Origin of the sequence: Corallococcus sicarius, assembly GCF_003611735.1 — a bacterium.
GTDB lineage: Bacteria > Myxococcota > Myxococcia > Myxococcales > Myxococcaceae > Corallococcus > Corallococcus sicarius.
In genome coordinates, this window is the sequence record NZ_RAWG01000112.1 from 1 (window position 1) to 20,577 (window position 20,577).

Below are 20,577 nucleotides of genomic sequence, written 5' to 3' on the forward strand. Positions count from 1 at the left end.
GTGCACCCCGACCCCGTCGCCATGGCCCGCGCGGTGCGTGACTTCCTCACCGCCGCGGGCCTCCCGCTCCAGGACGAGAACCTGGTGGACACCCCGACGCGCGTCGCCGACGTCTGGGCCAACGGCTTCCTCGACGGCTACGGGCGCACGCCCGAGGAGGCGCTCGGGAAGACCTACCCCGCGCCCCAGAACTCGTCCGGGGAGCTCGTCGTCGTGTCGGACCTGCGCTTCCACTCCATGTGCCCGCACCACCTGTTGCCCTTCACCGGCCGCGCGCACGTGGCGTACGTGCCGGGGGCGCGCGTCGTGGGCTTCGGCCGGCTGGCGTCCCTGGTGGACTGCTTCGCGCACCGGCTCATCCTTCAGGAAGACCTGGCGCGTGAGGTGGCCCAGGCGCTCGCCCGCGTGCTCCACAGCCCCGCCACCGCCTGCATCCTGGAGGCGGAGCAGGCCTGTCTGCGCTTGAGGGCGGACCACCAGCGCGACGCCATCACCCACTCGGAGGCCTACGAGGGGCTCCTGCGCCGCGACGGCCCGCTGCGCCGGGAGCTGTGGGCGAGGCTGGGGGCCCGGCGATGAACCCCGCCTCCCGGACCTTCGAACGCGTCGCGCCCGAGCGCGTGGCGAAGGCGCTGGAGGCGCTGAAGGACGTGCTGAAAGAAGGGCAGGTGAAGCGCGACGAGGCCTCGCTCGACGCCTACGCGCGTGACGAGTCCGACAGCGGCGTCTACCCACCGGACGTCGTGCTGCTGCCGGAGGACACCGCGCAGGTGTCCGCCATCTTCAAGGCCTGTCAGGCGCACGGCGTGCCCTTCACCCCGTGCGGCGCGCGCAGCGGCAAGAGCGGCGGGTCGCTGCCCCTGCGCGGCGGCGTGGCGGTGAGCCTGGAGCGCATGAACCGCATCCGCGCCATCTCCAGCGAGGACCTCACCGCGGTGGTGGAGCCCGGCGTGGTGACGGGCGACCTGATGAAGGCGGTGGAGGCCCAGGGCCTCTTCTATCCCCCGGACCCCAACTCCTGGGAGGTCTGCACCCTGGGCGGCAACGTCGCGGAGAACGCGGGCGGCCCGCGCGCGCTGAAGTACGGCGTCACGCGCGACTACGTCATCGGCCTGGAGTGGGTGATGCCGGACGGTGAGGTGCTGCGGGTGGGCCGGCGCACCATCAAGGGCGTGGCCGGGTACGACCTGGTGGGCCTCTTCGTCGGCTCCGAGGGCACGCTCGGCGTCGCCACCGAAATCACCGTCCAGCTCATCCCCCTGCCGCGTCAGGTGATGACCGCGCTGGTGGTGTTCCCCTCCGTGCTCCACGCGGCCCGGGGCGTCTCCGCGGTGCTCGCCGCCGGCATCCTGCCCCGGTGCCTGGAGCTCATCGACGAGGTCGCCGTCCAGGCCATCGTCCACCGGGGCAGCTTCCAGTTCCCCACTGGAACGGGCGCGGCCCTCATCGCCGAGGTCGACGGCAACACCCCCGAGGGCGTGTTCGCGGAGCTGAAACAACTGGGTGACCTCTGCGAGGCCCAGGGGGCCACGCAGACCCTGGTCGCCCAGGACGCGTCCCAGCGCGACCGGCTGTGGGCCGCGCGGCGGGTGATTTCCCCGGCGCTGCGCGCGCTCAAGGCCGCGAAGATCTCCGAGGACATCGTCGTGCCCCGCTCGAAAATTCCCGACATCATCGAGCAGCTCAAGCGCATGGGCGCCGACCTGGGCCTCACCGTGGCCACGTATGGCCATGCGGGCGACGGCAACCTGCACGCCAACATCCTCTACGACGGCCCCAGCCAGCGTCCCCTCGTCGAAGAGGCCCTGCGTCGCATGCTGGAGCTCACCGTTGCCCTGGGGGGCACCATCACCGGCGAGCACGGCGTGGGTCACGCCAAGCGGGAATACCTGGCCCTGGAACAGGCTCCGGCGTTGCTGGACCTCCAGCGGCGCCTGAAGGCCTTTTTTGATCCATCAGGCCTGCTCAACCCCGAGAAAATCTTCCCCGCGCTCAAGCGTTCCTAGTCAGTGGCCGGAAACGTAGGTGCTGTCCCACCCGTTTCGTTTCGCACCCTTCACTGCACGAAGGGGCCGGAACGTGACGGGCTTTTGACAAGGGTAAGCGGGCGAAATGCCCCTCTCGACAGGAATGAGAAACCCTTTCCGCCGTTGCGCGTCCTAGTCACAGGTGGACGCGGTTCGTCGGGGGATTCATCGCGTCCGGCAGTTACGAACGGAAGGACGGGAAATCATGGCCAACTCGACGAAGTACGCAGCAGAGGGCCTTTCGCATTACCTGCGTCACCTGGGTGGACACCACCAGCTGACGCGCGAGCAGGAGTACGAGCTGGCGCGCCAGGCCCGCAAGGGCGACGAGAGCGCACGACAGACGCTCGCCAGTTCCAACCTCGCTTTCGTGGTCGCGGTGGCCAAGAAGTTCGCCAACCGCGGGGCCCGCCTGGATGACCTCATCCAGGAAGGCAACGTGGGTTTGATGAAGGCCATCGAGCACTTCGACCCGAAGAAGAACGTGCGGTTCGCCACCTATGCCGTCTGGTGGATCCGCGCCTACATCACGCGCTACCTCAAGGACAACCGCAGCCAGGTGCGCGGCGGCGAGGCGGAGCGCGGCAGCATGGTGGACTTCTCGCTGGATGCCACCATCGACGAGGAGGGCGAAACCACCTTCCTCGACCGGCTGGAGGACGGAGGTCCCTCGCCCCAGGAGACGTTCCTCTCCCGCGAGCAGGACACCGAAATCCAGGAGGCCCTGGCCAAGGTGCGCAAGCGCATTGGCGACCTGGGCTGGGACATCCTCCAGGAGCGGCTCACGCAGGACAAGCCGCTCACCCTGGAGGAGCTGGGGCAGCGCTGGGGCGTGTCGCGCGAGCGCGTGCGCCAGGTGGAGCTGAAGACGAAGAACTTCCTGGAGCGCTACCTCTTCGCCTTCAACGAGAACGAAGAGCACACCGCCACGGCCGACGCGGCCTGAAGCAGGGGCGCAAGCAGACATCCCAACCCCTGCCCACCCACCCGGGAGGGCAGGGGTTTTGTTCACCACCGACGGGGTCTGGCGGGTTCTTTGAGCCCTGCCGACCCCGTCTGCTTTTTGCCGCGCTGCGTCTGGCGCGTTCGGTTGCTGGTAGGCAAGCGTGCGTGTTAAGGCGTTTTGATGCGCTTGAAATTGCTAGCCCTTTGGGTGCTTGCGGCCCTTCCAGCCCAGGCAGCGGATCCCGCGCTGCTCAGCCAACTTGACGCGTTGTTCGCCAAACGCAACGACGCGGAGTCCGTGAAGGCGCTGGATGCCGGGCTGAGGGACGCCCTGGCGGCCGCGCCCGAGGACTTCGAGCTCGTGTGGCGCAAGGCCCGCATCCTCCAGTGGCAGGCGGACGGCGCCACGGAGAAGAAGCTGAAGATGGTCCTGGGCAAGCAGACCTGGGAGGCGGGCGACAAGGCCGCGAAGCTGCAGCCCGCGCGCGTGGAGGGCCACTATTACGGCGCCTGCGGCATCGGCTCCTATTCGCAGGCCGTGGGCATCATGAAGGCCCTGGGGGATGGACTGGAGGGCAAGTTCAACGAGCGCCTGGACACCGCGCTGAAGCTCGACCCGGGCTACGACCTGGGCGGCCCCTGGCTCGTGAAGGGCCGGTACTACTACGAACTGCCGTGGCCGAAGCGAGACCTGTCCAAGTCGGTCTCGTTCTATGACAAGGCCATCGCGAAGTATCCGCAGTCGCTGCGGGCGTACTACTACCTGGCCGAGACGTTGTTGAAGGATGGCAAGGCGGAGAAGGCGCGCGACGCCATCGAGAAGGTCAAGCAGGGAAGCACGGCGTACAACCCCGCGGAGGGGCAACGCGTGCAGCAGTGGGCCAAGAAGGTGGATGCCGACATCCAGGAGGAGCTCAAGTGAGGGCAGAGAGTCAGGTCACGACGGCTCCCGCGGCGAGCGGGACGCAGGAGCAGAACCTCGTCCAGTTGCTCGTTCAGCGGGCCCAGAACGCCTCCAAGGTGGGCGTTACACACAAGAAGGACGGGCGCTGGCAGGACGTCACCTTCGCCCAGGTGCTGGAGGACGTGAAGGGGCTGGCGTCCGGGCTCATCGCCCAGGGCATCCAGCCCGGGGACCGGGTGGCCATCTTCGCCAACACCAGTCTCCAGTGGCTCGTCGCGGACCTGGCGATCAGCGCCGCCCAGGCCATCACGGTGCCCATCTACGGCTCCAACACGCCGGATGAGTGCCGCTACATCCTCAACCACTCGGAGACGAAGATGCTTCTCGTCGACTCCGACGAGAAGGACGCGAAGCAGGCGGGGCGCCTGACCCGCGTGCGCTCCAAGCTGAACGACATCCCGTTGCTGGAGAAGATCGTCGTCTTCGAGGGCCCCGTCAGCGGCCCCAAGGAGATGTCGCTCGCGGACGTGATGGCGTCCGGCAAGGGCGCGCCGCAGGCGTCCGACGACGCGTTCGCGCAGCGCATCGGGGCGGTGAAGTCGGATGACACCAACCTGCTCATCTACACCTCCGGCACCACGGGCGACCCGAAGGGCGTCATCCTGACCCACGGCAACTGGGCCTATGAAGCGAAGGCCACCCAGGCCATGGGCATGATGAAGCCCGAGGACTCGGTGATGCTCTTCCTCCCCCTGGCGCACGTGTTCGCCCAGGTGGTGAAGGCCGCGTGGCTGTCCATGGGCTTCCGCCTCATCATCGCGGAGTCGGTGGACAAGCTGCTGGCGAACCTCGCGGAGACGCGCCCCACGGTGCTGCCGTCCGTGCCGCGCGTGTTCGAGAAGGTCTACAACAACGTCGTGGCCAACGGCTCCTCCGCGCCGGGCGTGAAGGGCAAGCTGTTCCGCTGGGCCTTCGGCCTGTTCGACGAGTACGCCGAGGCCATGGCGCAGGGCCGTCCGTACAACTCGATGATGTTCGGCCTGGCGAAGAAGCTGGTCTTCTCCAAGGTGCGCAAGACGCTCGACGAGAAGCTGGGCGGCAACATGCGCATCTTCATCTCCGGCGGCGCGCCGCTGTCGGGGAAGATCGCCTACTTCTTCGACCTGCTGGAGCTCAAGGTCCTGGAGGGCTACGGCCTCACGGAGACGAGCGCGCCCTGCAACGCCAACCGCGTGGAGAAGATCAAGATCGGCACCGTGGGGCCGCCGGTGCCCGGCACGGAGATCAAGATCGCCGCGGACGGGGAGATCATGGTCCGGGGCCCGTGCGTGATGAAGGGGTACTACAAGAACCCCGCCGCCACCGCGGAGGTGCTGGAGCCGGACGGCTGGTTCCACACCGGTGACATCGGCGAGGTGGACGCGGACAACTACCTGCGCATCACCGACCGCAAGAAGGACATCATCGTCACCGCGGGCGGCAAGAACGTGGCCCCCCAGAACATCGAGAACACGCTCAAGACCTTCCCGCTCATCAGCCAGGCGATGGTCTACGGCGACAAGCGTCCCTTCCTCGTCGCGCTCATCACCGTGTCCGAGGACCCGGCGCGCAAGTTCCTGGAGGAGAAGGGCATCGCGGTGGGCAGCTACGCGCAGAACTCCCAGCGGCCGGAGATCAAGACGGCCGTCGAGGAGATCATCAAGAAGGTGAACGCGGACATCCCGCCGTACTCCGGCATCAAGAAGATCGCCGTCATGGACGCGGACTTCTCGCAGGAGACGGGGGAGCTGACGCCCACCCTCAAGGTGAAGCGCAAGGTGGCCAGCCAGAAGTACAAGGCGATCATCGACGCCATGTACGACGGCGCGAAGGTGATGGACTGAGGCACCCGCCGGCGCTCCCCGGCACGTCCCGAAAGGGGCCTGGGGAGCACGGCGCAGGAAGCCCGACGCCCGTCCGGGGCCGCTTCAGGCGGCTCGCGGTACGGGCGTCAGGGGCGTCCGGAAGACTGAACAGAAGGGGACAGGGCTTCAGGGCCCCGCCCGTACGGCCTCAGGCCTGGTGGCTCGGGGACTTGGCGGCGACGTCCTTGTCCACGCCGGAGGTGGCGGACAGCGTGCCCGGCTTCTTCTCCTCGGCCTCTTCCTTCTCGTCGCTGGAGAAGCCGCGCTTGAAGTTGCGCAGGGCACTGCCCAGGGACGAGCCGAGCTGCGGCAACCGCGAGCCGCCGAACAGCAGCAGCAGCGCCGCGAAAATCAAGAGAATCTCAGGAAGCTTCAAACCCATGGCTTCGCTCCTCGCACAATGCGCCAGGAGCATACCGGTGGGAGGTGGGTCGCGCTAGCAACTCCCGCCGTCGCCTACGCCTGCCAGCCCGCTGGATGCGCGAGTTCCCGGGCCCGTGGCACCGGGAGCGTGAGGAACAGGGTGCTCCCGCCCTCGTCCGTCTGGGCACCCACCTGTCCTCCATGGGCCTCCACCTCCTGACGGGCCAGGAAGACGCGCAGCGGATCCTCCAGCTTGCGTTCGCGGAACGCACGCGCCTCGCACTGGAAGACGGCGGAGATGTCCTCGGGGGGCACGGGCGCGCCGTCGCGCCGCACCTCCACCCGCACCTGGTGTCCCAGGCGCGCGGCCCGGACATGGAGCTCCTCGCCCGGCTGCGCGCGCACCAGGTGGTGGTGCGCGAAGGCCTCCACCGCGTGCTGGATGCGGCCCGCGTCCACCTCCACGTCGGGCAGGTCCGGCAGCGGATCCAGCACCAGCGCGACGCTGGCCGCGGAGGCAGCGGCGCGCATACGCTCCACCGCGGCGTCCAGGATGGGCAGAAGCGGCTGGCGCTCGCGCTCCACCGCCAGGGCGCCCAACTCCGCGCGGCTGGAGTCGAAGAAGTCCTGGGCGAAGGCGAGCGAGCGGTCCGCGTTGCGCAGGATGGTCTCCAGGCCGCGCTGGGCCTTGGGCTCCAGCGGCACGCGTCCGTTGAGCAGCAGCGCCGCGTAGGAGCGGATGTTGGCCAGTGAGCCCCGGAGGTCATGGGACGCGAGCGACAGGTAGCGCACGCGCTCCGCCACGCGCTCGCCGCTCCAGGGCACCGGCACCACCCACACGAGCCGGCCGCCGTCCTCCAGCAGCTCCTCGCCGAGGATCAGCGTCCGGCCCTCCCGCTCCCAGACGCCCCGGCCGTCCTCGCGTCGCTGGAAGCCCGCCGCCGCCATCAGCCCTTCGATGCCGTGGGTGACGAGCGTGGGCGGCAGGGCTTCCAGGCCCAGGTACTCGAGCAGCAGGGGACCGAGCAGGCGCGGCGGCCCCTGCCGCGAGAGGAGCACGAGGCCGGGTGCCGCCTCGTTGCCTGCCACTGACTCCCCCATCCACGTCACGCGGACCTCCCCCTGCCGGCGGCCAAACTCCGGGTCACCGGAAGGGTGGGCAGTGACTGTCGGTTTTGCAACGGGCTACCGCATGGAGTGGGGTCCTCTTAAATTCTTGCGCCAGACGGTCTGGGGATGATGGAAGATCAGCTCTGGTCGCGGCATCGAGGAGACACCTCTGACCTCGCTCAACGCACAGCACACTGGTTCACCCGTGGTTCTCGTCGTCGACGATGATCCTGACATCCTGGAGGCCCTCTCGGAGATTCTGGAGGCCGAGGGCTTCGAGATCCGTCGCGCCCGCAATGGAAAGGAAGCGCTGGAGCGCCTGGAGCCGGATCCGCCCCACCTCATCCTCCTGGACCTGATGATGCCGGTGATGGACGGCTGGGAGTTCGCGCAGCGCATGCGCCAGAAGCCCGCCATCGCGATGATTCCCATCATCGTCCTCAGCGCGGACCGCAACGTCGGCAGCAAGGCCAAGGACATTGGCGCGGTGGGCCACCTGGCCAAGCCCTTCGAACTCAACGACCTGCTGACCATGGTCCGCCACTCCCTCAATCCCGTGGCGGAAACGACGCAGCTCTGAAGCGTGACCTCCTCCCGCCGCCCTTGACCGGACGGGAGGCCGCCATTACGGTCCGCGCGGACTTGATTCACCAATCAACGCCAAGGAGCCCACCGTGAACTCGAAGGACATCCTCGAGACCGAGATTCCCAAGGTCCTCGCCGAGAAGCCCGAGCTGGCGAAGGACATCAACGCCATCATCCACTTCGACATCGCCGGTGACGGCGGCGGCAAGTGGACCCTGGACACGACGAAGTCGGAGGGCTGGGTGTCCGAGGGCCTCAACGGCGCGTCGAAGATGACGGTCATCGTCAGCAACGAAGACTTCGTGAAGATCCGCGAGAAGAAGCTGAACGCGCAGATGGCCGCGATGCAGGGCAAGCTCAAGTTCAAGCCGATGGACATGGGCCTCGCCATGAAGCTGGCCAAGCTGCTCGGCTGATAAAGAAGCCGGGCCGCTTTCCTCCGGCCTGCTTCCCGTCGTGACGGCGGCGCGTTTCCCCCCGGAGACGCGCCGTCCTTCGTTGCACCCTCCCCCTTGTTGGAGTCCTCCCCCCTCATGTCTCCGACGTCACTGCCCCTCGCAGGCTTGCGGGTGTTGGACCTGTCGCGCCTGTTGCCCGGGCCCTACGCGACGCTGGTGCTGGCGGACCTGGGCGCCACCGTGGACAAGGTGGAGGAGCCGGAGGGCGGAGACGCCACGCGCCACATGCCGCCGCAGCGCGACGGCGAGGGAGGGCTCTTCTACGGGCTGCACCGCAACAAGCGCTCGCTGACGCTGAACCTCAAGACGCCGGAGGGCCGCGACACGCTCCTGCGCCTCATCCCGCGCTACGACGTGCTGGTGGAGAGCTTCCGTCCCGGCGTCATGGACAAGCTGGGCGTGGGCGAGTCCGTGCTGCGCGCGGCGAACCCGCGGCTCATCTACTGCGCTATCTCCGGCTACGGCCAGACAGGGCCGGACCGGCTCAAGGCGGGGCATGACCTGAACTACGTCGCCCGCGCGGGCCTGCTGGGCTACGGCGGCGAGGCCGGCGGCGCGCCCGCGTTCCCGGGCGTGCAGGTGGGCGACATCGGCGGAGGCAGCCTCTTCGCGCTGGTGGGCATCCTCGCCGCATTGCACGAGCGCGAGCGCACGGGCGTGGGCCGCTTCGTGGACGTGTCCATGACGGACGGCGCGCTGGCGTTCCTGCACCTGCACCTGGCCGCGCGCCTGTTCGCGGGCGCGGAGGGCACGCCGCTGACGCGCGGGCGCGAGGCCCTCAACGGCGGCTATCCCAGCTACGGCCTGTACCGCACCGCGGATGATCGCTGGCTCGCCGTGGGGGCACTCGAGCCCAAGTTCTTCGGCGCGCTCTGCGCCCGGCTGGGCCGCCCGGAGCTGCTGGACGACGCCTACGTGCCCGGAGAGGCCGGGGCGCGCGTGAAGGCGGAGCTGACGCGCATCTTCGCGGCGCAGCCCCTCTCCCACTGGCGCGAGCTGCTGGCCGGCGCGGACCTCTGCGTGGAGCCCGTCGCGGAGGGCGACGAGCTGCTCTCCGACGCGCAGCTTCGCGCCCGGGGCCTCTTCGTGGACGCGGAGGATGCGCAGCGCGGCATCCGCGTGACGCACCTGCTCACGCCGCTGCGGATGGGGGAGGTCGCACTTCGCCCACCTCCCACGCTCGGACAACACACCCGCGTCATCCTCGAAGAGGCGGGTTTCACCGCCGAGGAAATCTCCCGTCTGGGTGCGTGAAGAAGCACCAATTCGTTGCTGTTTTCCCGGGAATTCTGTCCTCCTGGGTTGTTGGTTGACAGCAGGTAACTCGCAGTTAGATCGTTTCTGTTTTTTGACTGTGAAATCGACTTTCAGGCCCTTGGAAGGAAAGTCAACGCATGCACGACGCCCGGGAGTTGGAGTCCTACATCCGTCGTAAGTTCGCGGAGCATGTGGGGTTGTCCGAAGCCGAGCTGTTCAGCGAGGACCTGACGCTGGCGGCGCTCATCTCCCGCTCACCGAAGATGACGAACAGCGTGGACCTGATGGAGGCCTTCGCGCGGACGTCGAACGGGCTGCGCAAGGACTACGGCCTGCGGGTGCGGCTGCCCGCGCTGTCGCTCGACACGCCGGTGTCGAAGGTCCTCGACGTGTTCCTTCACGAAGTCCTCAACCCGGAGCGCAAGAGCGCATGACCATCCAGACGCCCAAGGCTCAGTCGGTGGAAGTGTCCCTGCCGCCGTCTCCGTCGCCGTTCAATGGGGGCGCGGTCGCTGAAGGCCGTCCGGCCATCATGCTGGAGCTGCACGACGCCCTCACGCGGCAGGGGCTGTCGCTCGTGGACCTGACGTGGGAGCAGCAGCGGCTGCACGAGTCGCGGCGCTGGAGCGTGGTGGAGATGCTGGGCGCGGTGGACTTCACGCGCCTGAGTGATTCGGACCGCCACCTGGTGTGGAACGCGGGGCGCGCGGAGCTGACGACGAAGCCGGGCGCGGACCGGCTGGAGCGGCTGGCGGACCTGGAGTGCCGGCGGTGGCTGGAGAAGGACCCCACGGTCGCGGCCATCATGCAGGCGTGCGGCACGTGGAGCCGCTACTGGAACGAGGAGGAGGCGCACCACGAGACGGCGTTCAACCGCCTGTCCACGGTGATGCGCCTGGAGCCCGTCTCCAACGCGACCTTCATCGAGTTCCGCAAGGTGTTCCCCGACGACGACATGCTGCGCACGCTGACGCTGCTGGCCATCTCGGAGGTCGTCGCGGCTGTGAACTACGGCCAGTGCGCGGCCATCATCCAGGACCCGGGCTTGAAGGCGCTCTTCAAGCAGGTGGCCGCGGATGAGATCCAGCACATGACGTACTTCGTCGCCTTCGCCAAGGCGCTGGTGGACAGCGGCGCGTACAAGGCGAAGGAGGCGTTCGCGGTGGCGCACCTGTTCCTGCGCGACGGCGGCGAGGTGCACGGCAGCAAGCGCGAGCGGGTGGAGGCGCGCGGCACCCACGTCAACTGGTGGGACCACCTGGAGCACCGCGAGGGCATGTACACGCCGGATGCGCTGCACAAGAAGGAGCAGCTCATCTTCCACGCGCTCAAGCGCATCACCGGCATCACCGTGGACTCGCGCGAAGCCGTCGAAGACACCTGGATGGACCTCGTCGGGTGTTGATGGGCCTGGGCCATGACCTCCAATCCGTCGCGGAGCTGGAGGCCGCGCGGGGGCTGCTGGAACCGGACGTGTTCTTCACCCCGGCGGAGCTGGCGCGCATCTCCCGCGCGCCATCTCCGCTGGAGAGTCTGGCCGCGGGCTTCTGCGCGAAGGAGGCCCTCTTCAAGGCGCTGCCCCCCATCGACGGGTGGTTCTGGACGGACGCCGAATTGCTCCACGACGCGCGGCATGCGCCCCGCTTCCACTTCCATGGCACGCTCGCGGAGCACCTGACGCGCGAGGGTTGGCAGGTCGCCGTGTCCCTGTCCCACAGCGGCGGCTTCGTCTCGGCGGTGGTCGTCGTGACGCTCGCGCCCCGCTCCTGACCGTCTCCCCGCTTCCGCGAGGATGTCCGCCGTGCACTTCGAAGAAACCTCCCTGACGTTGCGCGTGCGTCCCAACGACCTGGACAGCCTGGGGCACGTGAACAACGCCACCGCGCTGGAGTACCTGGAGGCCGGACGCTGGGGCTGGCTGGAGCGCCACGGGCTGTCGCGCGGCGGGATGGTGGTGGCCGTGGTGTCGCGCGTGGAGGTGGACTACCGGCGCGAGATTCCCCCCGGTGACGTGGTGGTGCGCACGGTGCTGGAGTCGCCCGCCGCGGACGAGCTGGACGAGGACGGCCTCAACTACCGCGCGCGCTTCCGCCAGCACGTGTTCCTGGGGGAGGGCGGGCCTCTCGCCGTGGAGGCCGTCGTGAGCGTGGCGTTCCTGGACGCGGCGTCCCGGTCGCTCGCGTCGCTGCAGCAGTTCCTCGTGGCCGCGCGCGGTGGCGCGGTGGCCTCCCGGGAGTCCTCCTCATGAGCCTCGATGCCAGCCCGGGCGCCGAAGCCGCCCCCGCCTCGCAGGACTTCTGGGTCCCCACGTCCGGGGACCACGCGCTGCACGTCACGGAGGTGCGGCCAGCCGCTCCCGCGAGCAGCGCAACGCCCGGCGTGCTCTTCGTGCCCGGCCTGTTCTCCGACGGCCGGTTCTTCCTGGGCAGCCAGGCGGACGGGCCCGCGCGCTTCTTCGTGGACGCAGGGTGCACGGCCTACGTCGCCTCGCTGCGGGGGCACGGCAAGAGCCGCTGGCCGGCGCGGCGCGCCTGGGACTGGAGCTTCGACACGTACGTGCGCCATGACGTGCCGGACCTGGTGCGGGCCGTGCGCGCGCGCCACACGGGGCCGCTGTTCCTGCTGGCCCACAGCATGGCGGGGTACGCGGCGCTGGCGGCGCTGGGGCTCGCTCCGGACGCGCAGGCGATGCTGACGGGCGTGTGCACGCTGTCGTCGGCGGTGAATGACTACAGCGACGGCGGGGTGAAGAAGCGCGTGCAGCTGGGGTTCTCCTCCGCGGTGGCGGGACTCCTGGGGCGCTTCCCGGCGAAGGCGCTGAAACAGGGGCCCTGGGACGAGCCCGCGGGGGTGATGCGGCAGTTCACCGACTGGGCTCCCACGGGTGCGTTCCGCAGCGCGGACGGCGCGACGGACTACTGGCAGGCGCTGGGCCAGGTGACGCTGCCCGTGTTCGCGGGCGTGGGCGCGGCGGACGTGTTCCATGCGTCGCCCCGCCGCGCGGAGAAGCTGGTGGCGCACCTGGGCAGCGCTCGGAAGCAGCTCGTCGTGCTGGGCCGGGAGCAGGGGTTGAGCTGGGACGCGGGGCACTTCGACGTGGTGCGCGGTGAGCGCGCGCGCCGCGAGGTGCTGCCGCGGGTGCTGTCGTGGATGCAGGACACCGTGAAGTCGTAGGACGGCCTGGAGTCGCAGCGCCGGAGGAGGGGAATCACGTGCTTGGCATCATCCAGAGGCTGGAGTCGGCGGATCCGCGCCGGGGCCTGTTCCTGTACGACGACTTCGCGGGTCCGGCCACGTTCGTGCCGTACCGGGAGTTCCCCGCGCGGGTGGCCGCGTACGCGGATCACTTCCGCGCCCAGGGCGTCACGCCGGGGGAGCGCATCGTGCTCCCCTTCGAGACCTCCACGGCCGCCATCTTCTCCTTCCTGGGGCTGATGGAGCTGGGCGCGCTGCCCCTGTCCGTGAAGCCGTACATCCTGAGCACGCCCAAGGGGCCCTACCGGGAGTTCCTCGGGCGGATCAGCGAACGCTACGGCGCCGCACGGGTGCTGGACGCGCCGAGCCTGTCGGGGCTGGAGCTGTCGCTGAAGCGACTGCCGCTTCCGCCGGAGGGCGTGAAGCGTCCGGGCGCGCGGCTGCGCGAGGTGGCGCTCGAAGAGCTGGCGTTCGTGCAGTTCTCCTCGGGGTCGACGTCGTTCCCCAAGGGCATCCCCATCACGCAGGAGAACCTGCTGGCCAACCTGCGGATGATCGCCCAGCACGACCGGCGCACGTCCGAGGACCGGGTGACGAGCTGGCTGCCGCTCTACCACGACATGGGGCTCATCGGCGGGCTGCTCAGCTGCTTCACGGTGGGCAATGATCTGCTGCTGGCGCAGCCGGCGACCTTCCTGATGGATCCGCTCGGCTGGTTCGAGCTCATCTCGTCGGAGAAGGTCATGGGGTCGGTCATCCCCAACTTCGCCATCGACTACGCGCTCAAGACGCTCAAGGACCTGGACGCGGAGGACCTGAAGCGGCTGGACCTGTCGCGCGTGCGCAGCATCTACCTGGGCAGCGAGCCCATCAACATCCCCAACCTCCAGCACTTCCTCCAGGTGCTGGCGCCCTGTGGCCTGCGGCGCGACGTGTTCATGCCCTGCTACGGCATGGCGGAGACGGTGCTGCTGGTGGCGAGCACGGCCCCGTGCCAGGAGCTGCGCGTCGTGACGGCGCCCAACGGCCAGCCCGCCATCTCCGTGGGCAAACCGCTGTCGGAGTTCGAGGTGCGGCTGCGCACCGAGGACGGGCGGGCGTGCGGCGAAGGGGAGATGGGCGAGGTGCAGCTGCGCGGCGGCAGCCTCGCGCCGTCGTACTTCCAGGATGACCGGCCCCTGCGCGGCGAGGACGGCTTCTACGCGACGGGCGACCTGGGCTTTCAGCTGGGCGGCGAGCTCTTCATCACCGGGCGCATCAACGACCGCATCAAGGTGAACGGCCAGAGCTTCTTCTCCGCCGACTTCGAGCAGGCCGTGGAGCGGCTGCCCTTCATCCGCCCGGGGCGCTCCGCCGTCATCCAGGTGCAGGGCCGCCTGGTGGTGATGGCGGAGGTCAACCACCCGTCCGCGCTGGAGCGGCTGGAGGAGAGCCGCAAGCAGGTGTGCCAGTCGGTGCTGGAGACGGTGGGCGTGACGCTGGCGGAGAAGGACGTGCTGTTCATCCGCTACGGTCAGATCCCGAAGACGAGCAGCGGCAAGCTCCAGCGCCGCGCCATCACCGAGGCCTATGAGCAGGGCCGCATCCGCACGGTGACGCCCATGGAGCTGCGCGCGGACCTGCTGCGGATGCGCGCCCAGCGGCTCGTCTGGGGCTCGGTGCTCGTCGCCCGTCAGCGAGGCCGCCAGTGGATGGCGCGGCTGCGTCCGAAGGGCCGCCGCTCGGACGGCACCTGACAGCCGCCCGGCTCACTTCGCGCGGTGGCCGGCGCCGGCCCACAGGTCCCAGCCGCGCGCCGCGTGACACGCGTCGCCCACCAGGTCCAGGGCGAGCTGGGGCTCCTTGACCGCGAGGGCCGCCGTGTCGCGGAAGGCGCCGGTGGCCTCCAGCCGCAGGGTGGCGCGCTCCAGCGCGGCGCGGGCCTCCTCCACGGCGCGGGCCTGCGCGGGCGTGGGCTTCCAGCCCGTCTCGTCCCGGTAGCGCCCGAGCGCCTCCAGCCAGTGGCCGTAGAACTTCACCATCTGCACCAGCACCGGGACGCGGAACGCGGGCGCGGCGACGAGCGCGGCCTCGTACTGCCGGCCCTCGGAGCCCAGCCGGTACACCAGCACGTCCACCTGCGCGTCCAGCCGCGCGCCCCACGCCTTGCGCACCGACGGGAAGCGGGCCCAGCCGGTGACGGCCTGGAAGAAGTGGAACCCGCCACACGGGTGCGCGTAGATGCCCTGCTTGTTCTTGGGCACCTGCGGGCGTCCGGCCTTCATCCCCGCGGCCAGCTGCGCGTTCGCGGCCTCCAGCGTGCCCAGCGCCGCGTCCATCACCGCGTCGATGCGCACCGTCTCGCCCGCGCCGTTCTGGAACGAGCCCCCGGGCTTGAGCACGTGCGAGAGCGCGTCCAGTGCCCAGGCCCCCTCCGGAGACGTGGCGAGCGCGGGCCGGAAGTCCTGTTGCAGCGACGCCACCAGCTCGCGCAGCGTCACCGGGCCCCAGGCCGCGGGGAAGGCGTGCGACAGCGGATGGCCGGCGAGCAGGAACGTCTTCACCTGGAGCGCCGGGTGCGGCTCCACGGGCGTGCCGTCCGGGGCGAACGCGTCGAAGGAGAGGCGCGCGGGCCGGCCCGCGTCGGCCGCGTCGCGGCGGAGGAACCCCGCGACGATGGCGTCCGTGGCGGGGCGGCCGTCCCGGGTGCGGAAGGCCTTCCCATCCAGGTCCATGCCGTGCGCGAGCGCCCACGGGTTGCGTGGATCCGCGGCGTGCGTGCGGCACTGCGCGTGGAGCACCGCGGACGCGTTCGGAGTGGGGGAGGGTGAAGCAGCGCTCAGCAGGAGCCCGAGCAGGGCCACGGAAGGGGGGAGCATGGGCGCGGGCCAGTGTCGCAGCCCGCGCCCTCCCGCGCACGTCCCCAGCCTCTCAGCGGGCGGGGCGCGCGCCCTTCATGCGGACGACGATGCGCTCGATGATGCCGAACAGCGACTCCCGGTCCTGGGGCTCCATCAGCTCCATCAGGCGGCGCACGCCCGCGTCCGTCATCAGCTGGATGGCCTTGTAGAGCTCACAGCCCTGACTGGTGAGCTTCGCGGTGACGGCGCGGCGATCCTCCGCGTCCCGCCCCCGCTCCACCATCCCCATGTCCTCCAGCCGGTCCACCACGCCGGTGATGGTCTTCTTGGTGATGCCGATGCGCTGGGCGAGCACCCCCACCTGGGTGGGGCCGTCCATCCCCAGCCAGCCCAGGGCATGCACCTGGGTGGGGGTCAGGCGCATGTCGTCACAGAGGCTCGCCAGCGGATCCCTCAAGGAGCGGAAGTAGGCCAGCTGCTTGAGCAGCTCCATGAAGCGGCGGGAGTCCGGCGTGGACTGGTCTCCCTCCTGGAACAGCCGCTCCATCGACGAAAGCTCTGGCTGCAGCTCCTCGGCGGGCTCTTCCGGCGCCTCGGAGCGCGGGTCGTGCTCCGAGGGCGGGGTGATGGAAGTAGGTCTGCGCATCAGGCCGTCTCCACCCGGGCCGCCGCGGCCGCCGCCTCCCGCTCGCGATCCTGGTTGACGGGCACGTCGTGCGCGGTGCCGGAGCCGCCCGCGAAGCCGGGATCCTTGCCCTTGCCCTTGCTGAAGCGGGCGGCGAGCTGATCCAGCAGCGAGTACACCACCGGCACCACGCCCAGCGTGAGGAACGTGGAGGTGACGAGGCCACCGATGATGGTGATGGCCATGGGCGCGCGCGTCTCCGCGCCGTCGCCCTTCGCGATCGCCACCGGGATCATGCCGGCGATCATCGCGATGGTCGTCATCAGGATGGGGCGCAGACGGACGGGCGCGGCCTCCAGCAGGGCTTCGTGCGCCGTGCGCCCCTTCTCACGCACCTGGAGGGTGAAGTCGACCAGGAGGATGCCATTCTTCACCACGAGGCCCATGAGCATGATGACGCCAATGAGGGCGAACATGGACATGTACTGCCCGGTGATGAGCAGGCCACCAATCGCTCCAATGAAGGCGAAGGGCAGCGACAGCATGATGGTGAAGGGGTGGATGAGGCTTTCGAACTGGGCCGCGAGGATCATGTAGATGAGCACGATGCCCAGCAGCAGCGCGGTGCCGAACGCGGCCACCGACTTGCCCAACTCCTTCGCGTTGCCTTCCAGTTCGCCGGACACGCTCTTGGGCAGGTCCGTGGCGGCGTAGCCCTGCAGGTAGGTGATGGCGTCGGAGAGCGCGTACCCGGAGGCCAGGTTGGCCAGCATGGTGATCTGCCGCTTCTGGGCCTGCCGATCAATCTGCACCGGGCCCTCCGCGGGGACGATCTTCGCCAGGTTGCGCAGCTCCACCAGCTGTCCCGTGGGAGCGCGCACGGCGAGCTGGCCGAGGGCGTCCGCGGACGCGAGCGTCTCCGGCGTCAGGCGCAGCTTCACCTCGTACGTCTCGCCGCCCTCGCGGTAGTCGAGCACCTTGTCACGGCCCAGGTAGGCGCGCAGCGTGGCGCCCAGGGACGCGGCCGGGATGCCCAGCGTGGCCGCGCGCTCGCGGTCCACCTGCACGTCGTACTGCGGCTTGCCGGAGCGGTACGTCATGTCCACGTCGGTGAGGCCCGGGTTCTTCAGCATCACCTGGCGCATCTTCTCCGCGGACTCCGTCAGCTCCTTCCAGTTGTCGCCGCGCAGGTTGAACTGCACCTGCTGCGTCCGGTTGCCACCACCGGAGACGGCGGCCACGTCCTGCACGGACAGGGACACGCCCTTGGGCGCCTTGATGTTCTCACGCACGTAGTTCTTCAGCTCGCTCTGCTTGAAGGCGCGGTCCTTCACGTCGGAGAGGTTGATGAGCACCTCGCCCTTGTGGACCTCCTCCTGCACGCCGCCACCCGCGGTGGTGAACGTGGAGGTGACGCCCGGGATGGCGCGCACCTGCGAGGCCAGCGTGTCCAGCTGTGCCTGCGTCTCGTGGATGGTGGAGCCGATGGGCAACTCCACCGCGAGCTTGATGTTGCCGTTGTCCTGCTCCGGGATGAACGTGAACTTGAGGAAGCGGGCCATGCCGAAGGTCGCGAAGAGGACCAGCACCGCCACGATCATCGTCACCGCGCGGTGGCGGAGGATGGTGCCCAGGATGCGCCGGTAGCCGGACTCCAGGCCCACGAGGAACTTCTCCACCATGGCGGAGATGCCCGTCGGGTGCGCGTGCTCGCGCAGGAGGCGCGAGGAGAGCATGGGCGTGAGCGTCATCGACACCACGTAGGAGATGAGCGTCGCCACCGCCACCGTGACACCGAACTGGTAGAAGAACTTGCCGATCATGCCGTCCATGAAGGCCACCGGGATGAACACCGCCACGATGGCCAGCGTCACCGCGAGCACCGCGAGGGCAATCTGTCCGGCGCCCTCCAGCGCGGCCTGCATGGGCGTGGCGCCCTCTTCCATGTGACGCACGATGTTTTCGATGACCACGATGGCGTCGTCGATGAGCAGACCGATGGACAGCGTCAGCGCCAGCATCGTGATCATGTTGAACGTGAAGCCCAGCGCCGCCATCACCGCGAACGTACCGACGACGGACACCGGCAGCGCGATGGCCGCCACGAACGTGGAGCGCAGGTTGCGCAGGAACACGAGCACGATGAGCACGGCGAGCACGCCGCCCAGGATGAGGTCCTCCTGCACCGCGTGGATGGACGAGCGGATGAACCGCGCGTTGTCCGTCACGGTCTCCACCTGCACGCCCGCGGGCATCGTCTTGTTGATCTCGTCCAGCGACTCCTTCACCAGGTCCGCCACCTGCACGGTGTTGGAGCCGGACTGCTTGCGCACCACCATGGCCACGGCGCTGCGCTCACCGCTCTTGGCGGACGAGCGCTGCTCCGCGGGGCCGTCCACCACCTCCGCGATGTCGCGCACGCGGATGGGCGAGCCCGCCGCGCTGGTGATGATGATGTTGCGGATGTCCTCCACGCTCTTCGCTTCGGAGGTGAGGCGCACCACGCGCTCACGGCCGCTGTCCGTGCTGCGGCCACCGGGGACGTCCAGGCTCTGGGCCTTGAGGGCCTGGCTGACGTCGCTGATGGCCAGCCCGTAACCGCGCAGCCGCTGCGGGTCCACCACGAGCTGGATCTCCCGCTCGCGGCCACCGACGATGTCGATGCTGCCCACGCCCGGCTGACGCTGCAGCGCGGGCTTCACGATGTCATCCGCGATGCGCGTCAATTCGTCCACGGGCAGGGGGCCCGCGAGCGCCAGGGTGATGATGGGGGCCGCGCCGATGTCGAACTTCTCCACGACGGGGGTCTCCACCTCGTCGGGCAGCTTGCTCAGCGTGGCCTGGACGCGATCCCGCACGTCCTGCGCGGCCAGGTCCACCTTGGTGGACAGCTTGAACTGGACGACGACCTGCGAAACGCTCTCCAGGTTGATGGAGCGCAGCGTGTCCACGCCGTTGAGCGTGTTGAGCGCTTCCTCCAGCGGGTCGGAGACGTTCTTCTCCATGGACTCCGGGTCCGCGCCCGGCAGCACCGTCGTCACCGTGACGACGGGGAAGTCCACGTCTGGGAATTGATCCACGCCGATGCGCGGATAGGCGAACACGCCGAACACCACCACCGCCAGCATCAGCATGGCGGTGAAGATGGGCCGTGAAATGAAGGTCTTGAGCATTCAGGTACCTGAAGAAGAGAGGAGGGGAGGGAGGACTCGCGGGGGGCGCGCTACTGCGCGACGCGCACCGCGGTCCCGTCCTTGACGTCCAGCGAGGCGTCGGCGAGCACGCGCTCCTCCGCCGTGAGTCCCTGCACCACCTTGACGTAGCCCGGCAGCACCCGCTGCACGCGCACGTCGCGCTTGCGCACGGTGCCGTCCTGCACCACCCACACGAAGCCGTCCTGGCCCTTGCTGCTGACGGCCTGGGCCGGCAGGAACAGGCCGTTGCCCGTGTCGCCGGCGGCCTTGGAGAAGTCCATCTCCACGAGCGCGCCCGGGCGCAGCGGGCGGTCCGTCTTGCCCGTCACGTCCGCCAGCACCTCCACGGTGCGGCTCTGCGCGTCGATGACGGCGCCCACGTTGGCGACCTTCGCCTCGAAGCGCATGCCGCTGGGGTTCACGGTGCCCGGCGTCACGGTGCCCACCGACACGTTGTCGATGACGGACTCCGGCACCATCATCCGGATCTCCAGCCCGTCCGAGTCCACGATGGAGAACACCGGCGTCGAGGGCGTCATCGCCACCGAGTCACCCACGTTCTTCGTGCGCGAGGTGATGACCCCGTTGAACGGCGCGGTGATGTTGTGGTCGCGCAGGTTCTCCTCCGCCAGCCGCAGCGCCGCGCCCGCCTGGGCCGCCTGCGCCGTCGCCTGCTTGAGGGCGATTTCGGACTGCTCCAGCGCGTTGGCCGCGACGCCGCCGGACTCCGCCACCTTGCGCGTGCGCCCCAGCGTGCTCGTGGCCAGCTCCAGCGCCGCGTCCGCCATGTCCTTCGCCGCGCGCGCCTGCTCCACCGCGATGCGCACGTTGGACGTGTCCAGCACCGCCAGCACGTCGCCCTTCTTCACCTTGTCGCCCACCCGGACGTTCACCTTGGCGAGCGTGCCAGTGGCGGACGGGCCCAGCGTGGCCTCCTGCTTGGAGCGCACCTGACCGGTGACGCGGGTGACGTTGGCCTCCAGCTCGGTGGCCGGGGTGATCGCCTTGACGCCCAGCGCGCTGGCACCTTCCGCCTGCTGCGTCGGCAGCTGCGCCTTCTCCGCCCCCGCCTTCGAGCACCCTGCCGTCGACACCGCAACGGCCACCACGGCAGCCAAGATTCGCTGATTCACGCGTCCGAACTCCTGCCGGCTGTCCGACGGAAGACCC

General features: G+C 69.4%; 20 protein-coding genes. 14 read left to right on the forward strand and 6 right to left on the reverse strand.

Features of this window, described 5'->3' with window-relative positions; all coding sequences use genetic code 11:
* The 5 genes from folE to D7X12_RS18775 all read left to right on the forward strand — a co-directional run.
* Positions 1–579, forward strand: a 579-nt coding sequence (gene folE / locus D7X12_RS18755) for a GTP cyclohydrolase I (RefSeq protein WP_439329376.1), incomplete at its 5' end; no start/stop codon positions are given.
* Complete coding sequence (locus D7X12_RS18760) at positions 576–2,006, forward strand: FAD-binding oxidoreductase (RefSeq protein ID WP_120626642.1); 1,431 nt, start codon at positions 576–578, stop codon at positions 2,004–2,006. The genes folE and D7X12_RS18760, both read left to right, overlap by 4 nt.
* 226 nt (positions 2,007–2,232) lie before the next feature.
* Positions 2,233–2,973, forward strand: a complete 741-nt coding sequence (locus D7X12_RS18765) for a sigma-70 family RNA polymerase sigma factor (RefSeq protein ID WP_120626643.1) — start codon at positions 2,233–2,235, stop codon at positions 2,971–2,973.
* 180 nt (positions 2,974–3,153) lie between these two features.
* Positions 3,154–3,894, forward strand: coding sequence for a tetratricopeptide repeat protein (locus tag D7X12_RS18770; RefSeq protein ID WP_120626644.1), 741 nt, complete (start codon positions 3,154–3,156; stop codon positions 3,892–3,894).
* A complete protein-coding gene (locus D7X12_RS18775; RefSeq protein ID WP_120626645.1) occupies positions 3,891–5,759 on the forward strand; it encodes an AMP-dependent synthetase/ligase in 1,869 nt (622 codons plus the stop codon). Before D7X12_RS18770 ends, D7X12_RS18775 begins: the two co-directional genes overlap by 4 nt.
* Before the next feature lie 169 nt (positions 5,760–5,928).
* Here the strand turns inward: D7X12_RS18775 and D7X12_RS18780 are convergent, their stop codons facing one another.
* Positions 5,929–6,162, reverse strand: coding sequence for a twin-arginine translocase TatA/TatE family subunit (locus D7X12_RS18780; RefSeq protein ID WP_120626646.1), 234 nt, complete (start codon positions 6,160–6,162; stop codon positions 5,929–5,931).
* Between the two features lie 74 nt (positions 6,163–6,236).
* Positions 6,237–7,244 (reverse strand): sensor histidine kinase, encoded by a 1,008-nt coding sequence (locus tag D7X12_RS18785; RefSeq protein WP_120626647.1) that lies wholly within the window; start codon positions 7,242–7,244, stop codon positions 6,237–6,239.
* 214 nt (positions 7,245–7,458) lie between these two features.
* On the opposite strand from D7X12_RS18785, the gene D7X12_RS18790 reads away from it, so the two are divergent.
* The 9 genes from D7X12_RS18790 (at position 7,459) to D7X12_RS18830 (ending at position 14,484) form a co-directional block, all read left to right on the forward strand.
* Positions 7,459–7,833 (forward strand): response regulator, encoded by a 375-nt coding sequence (locus D7X12_RS18790; protein ID WP_120626648.1) that lies wholly within the window; start codon positions 7,459–7,461, stop codon positions 7,831–7,833.
* Between the two features lie 94 nt (positions 7,834–7,927).
* Positions 7,928–8,254 carry an SCP2 sterol-binding domain-containing protein gene (locus D7X12_RS18795; RefSeq protein ID WP_120626649.1) on the forward strand — a complete coding sequence of 109 codons (327 nt, stop codon included), beginning with the start codon at positions 7,928–7,930 and terminating at the stop codon, positions 8,252–8,254.
* A gap of 117 nt (positions 8,255–8,371) precedes the next feature.
* On the forward strand, positions 8,372–9,550 hold the full coding sequence (locus tag D7X12_RS18800) for a CaiB/BaiF CoA transferase family protein (RefSeq protein ID WP_120626650.1): 1,179 nt from the start codon (positions 8,372–8,374) through the stop codon (positions 9,548–9,550).
* A gap of 140 nt (positions 9,551–9,690) precedes the next feature.
* Positions 9,691–9,987, forward strand: a complete 297-nt coding sequence (locus tag D7X12_RS18805; RefSeq protein ID WP_120626651.1) for a hypothetical protein — start codon at positions 9,691–9,693, stop codon at positions 9,985–9,987.
* A complete protein-coding gene (locus tag D7X12_RS18810; protein WP_208719134.1) occupies positions 9,984–10,958 on the forward strand; it encodes a ferritin-like domain-containing protein in 975 nt (324 codons plus the stop codon). The genes D7X12_RS18805 and D7X12_RS18810 overlap by 4 nt, the downstream gene beginning before the upstream one ends.
* Complete coding sequence (locus tag D7X12_RS18815; RefSeq protein ID WP_120626652.1) at positions 10,958–11,323, forward strand: holo-ACP synthase; 366 nt, start codon at positions 10,958–10,960, stop codon at positions 11,321–11,323. The genes D7X12_RS18810 and D7X12_RS18815 overlap by 1 nt, the downstream gene beginning before the upstream one ends.
* Positions 11,324–11,354: 31 nt before the next feature.
* The gene (locus tag D7X12_RS18820; protein ID WP_120626653.1) at positions 11,355–11,801 is read left to right on the forward strand and encodes an acyl-CoA thioesterase; all 447 of its coding nucleotides are present in this window, start codon (positions 11,355–11,357) and stop codon (positions 11,799–11,801) included.
* Positions 11,798–12,727, forward strand: coding sequence for an alpha/beta fold hydrolase (locus D7X12_RS18825; protein ID WP_120626654.1), 930 nt, complete (start codon positions 11,798–11,800; stop codon positions 12,725–12,727). The genes D7X12_RS18820 and D7X12_RS18825 overlap by 4 nt, the downstream gene beginning before the upstream one ends.
* A 38-nt stretch (positions 12,728–12,765) precedes the next feature.
* On the forward strand, positions 12,766–14,484 hold the full coding sequence (locus tag D7X12_RS18830; protein WP_120626655.1) for an AMP-binding protein: 1,719 nt from the start codon (positions 12,766–12,768) through the stop codon (positions 14,482–14,484).
* A 12-nt stretch (positions 14,485–14,496) separates the two neighbouring features.
* Here D7X12_RS18830 and D7X12_RS18835 read toward each other — a convergent pair whose 3' ends face one another.
* Genes D7X12_RS18835 through D7X12_RS18850 form a run of 4 tightly spaced genes read right to left on the reverse strand, consistent with a single transcriptional unit; the run spans position 14,497 to position 20,540 of the window.
* Entirely contained in the window at positions 14,497–15,606 is a 1,110-nt protein-coding gene (locus D7X12_RS18835) for a hypothetical protein (protein WP_120626656.1), read from the reverse strand.
* Positions 15,607–15,658: 52 nt separating this feature from the next.
* The gene (locus D7X12_RS18840) at positions 15,659–16,234 is read right to left on the reverse strand and encodes a MarR family winged helix-turn-helix transcriptional regulator (protein ID WP_120626657.1); all 576 of its coding nucleotides are present in this window, start codon (positions 16,232–16,234) and stop codon (positions 15,659–15,661) included.
* Positions 16,234–19,386 (reverse strand): efflux RND transporter permease subunit, encoded by a 3,153-nt coding sequence (locus D7X12_RS18845; RefSeq protein ID WP_120626658.1) that lies wholly within the window; start codon positions 19,384–19,386, stop codon positions 16,234–16,236. Before D7X12_RS18845 ends, D7X12_RS18840 begins: the two co-directional genes overlap by 1 nt.
* A 50-nt stretch (positions 19,387–19,436) precedes the next feature.
* A complete protein-coding gene (locus D7X12_RS18850; RefSeq protein ID WP_120626659.1) occupies positions 19,437–20,540 on the reverse strand; it encodes an efflux RND transporter periplasmic adaptor subunit in 1,104 nt (367 codons plus the stop codon).
* Positions 20,541–20,577: the final 37 nt, after the last annotated feature.

Bases quoted from the DNA above. Each gene is read 5' to 3' on its own strand.
- D7X12_RS18805 (WP_120626651.1), top strand. From the start codon at position 9,691: ATGCACGACGCCCGGGAGTTGGAGTCCTACATCCGTCGTAAGTTCGCG.
- D7X12_RS18835 (WP_120626656.1), bottom strand. From the start codon at position 15,606: ATGCTCCCCCCTTCCGTGGCCCTGCTCGGGCTCCTGCTGAGCGCTGCT.
- D7X12_RS18785 (WP_120626647.1), bottom strand. From the start codon at position 7,244: ATGGGGGAGTCAGTGGCAGGCAACGAGGCGGCACCCGGCCTCGTGCTC.
- D7X12_RS18800 (WP_120626650.1), top strand. From the start codon at position 8,372: ATGTCTCCGACGTCACTGCCCCTCGCAGGCTTGCGGGTGTTGGACCTG.
- D7X12_RS18810 (WP_208719134.1), top strand. From the start codon at position 9,984: ATGACCATCCAGACGCCCAAGGCTCAGTCGGTGGAAGTGTCCCTGCCG.
- D7X12_RS18760 (WP_120626642.1), top strand. From the start codon at position 576: ATGAACCCCGCCTCCCGGACCTTCGAACGCGTCGCGCCCGAGCGCGTG.
- D7X12_RS18780 (WP_120626646.1), bottom strand. From the start codon at position 6,162: ATGGGTTTGAAGCTTCCTGAGATTCTCTTGATTTTCGCGGCGCTGCTG.
- D7X12_RS18770 (WP_120626644.1), top strand. From the start codon at position 3,154: ATGCGCTTGAAATTGCTAGCCCTTTGGGTGCTTGCGGCCCTTCCAGCC.
- D7X12_RS18765 (WP_120626643.1), top strand. From the start codon at position 2,233: ATGGCCAACTCGACGAAGTACGCAGCAGAGGGCCTTTCGCATTACCTG.
- D7X12_RS18825 (WP_120626654.1), top strand. From the start codon at position 11,798: ATGAGCCTCGATGCCAGCCCGGGCGCCGAAGCCGCCCCCGCCTCGCAG.
- D7X12_RS18815 (WP_120626652.1), top strand. From the start codon at position 10,958: ATGGGCCTGGGCCATGACCTCCAATCCGTCGCGGAGCTGGAGGCCGCG.
- D7X12_RS18845 (WP_120626658.1), bottom strand. From the start codon at position 19,386: ATGCTCAAGACCTTCATTTCACGGCCCATCTTCACCGCCATGCTGATG.
- D7X12_RS18840 (WP_120626657.1), bottom strand. From the start codon at position 16,234: ATGCGCAGACCTACTTCCATCACCCCGCCCTCGGAGCACGACCCGCGC.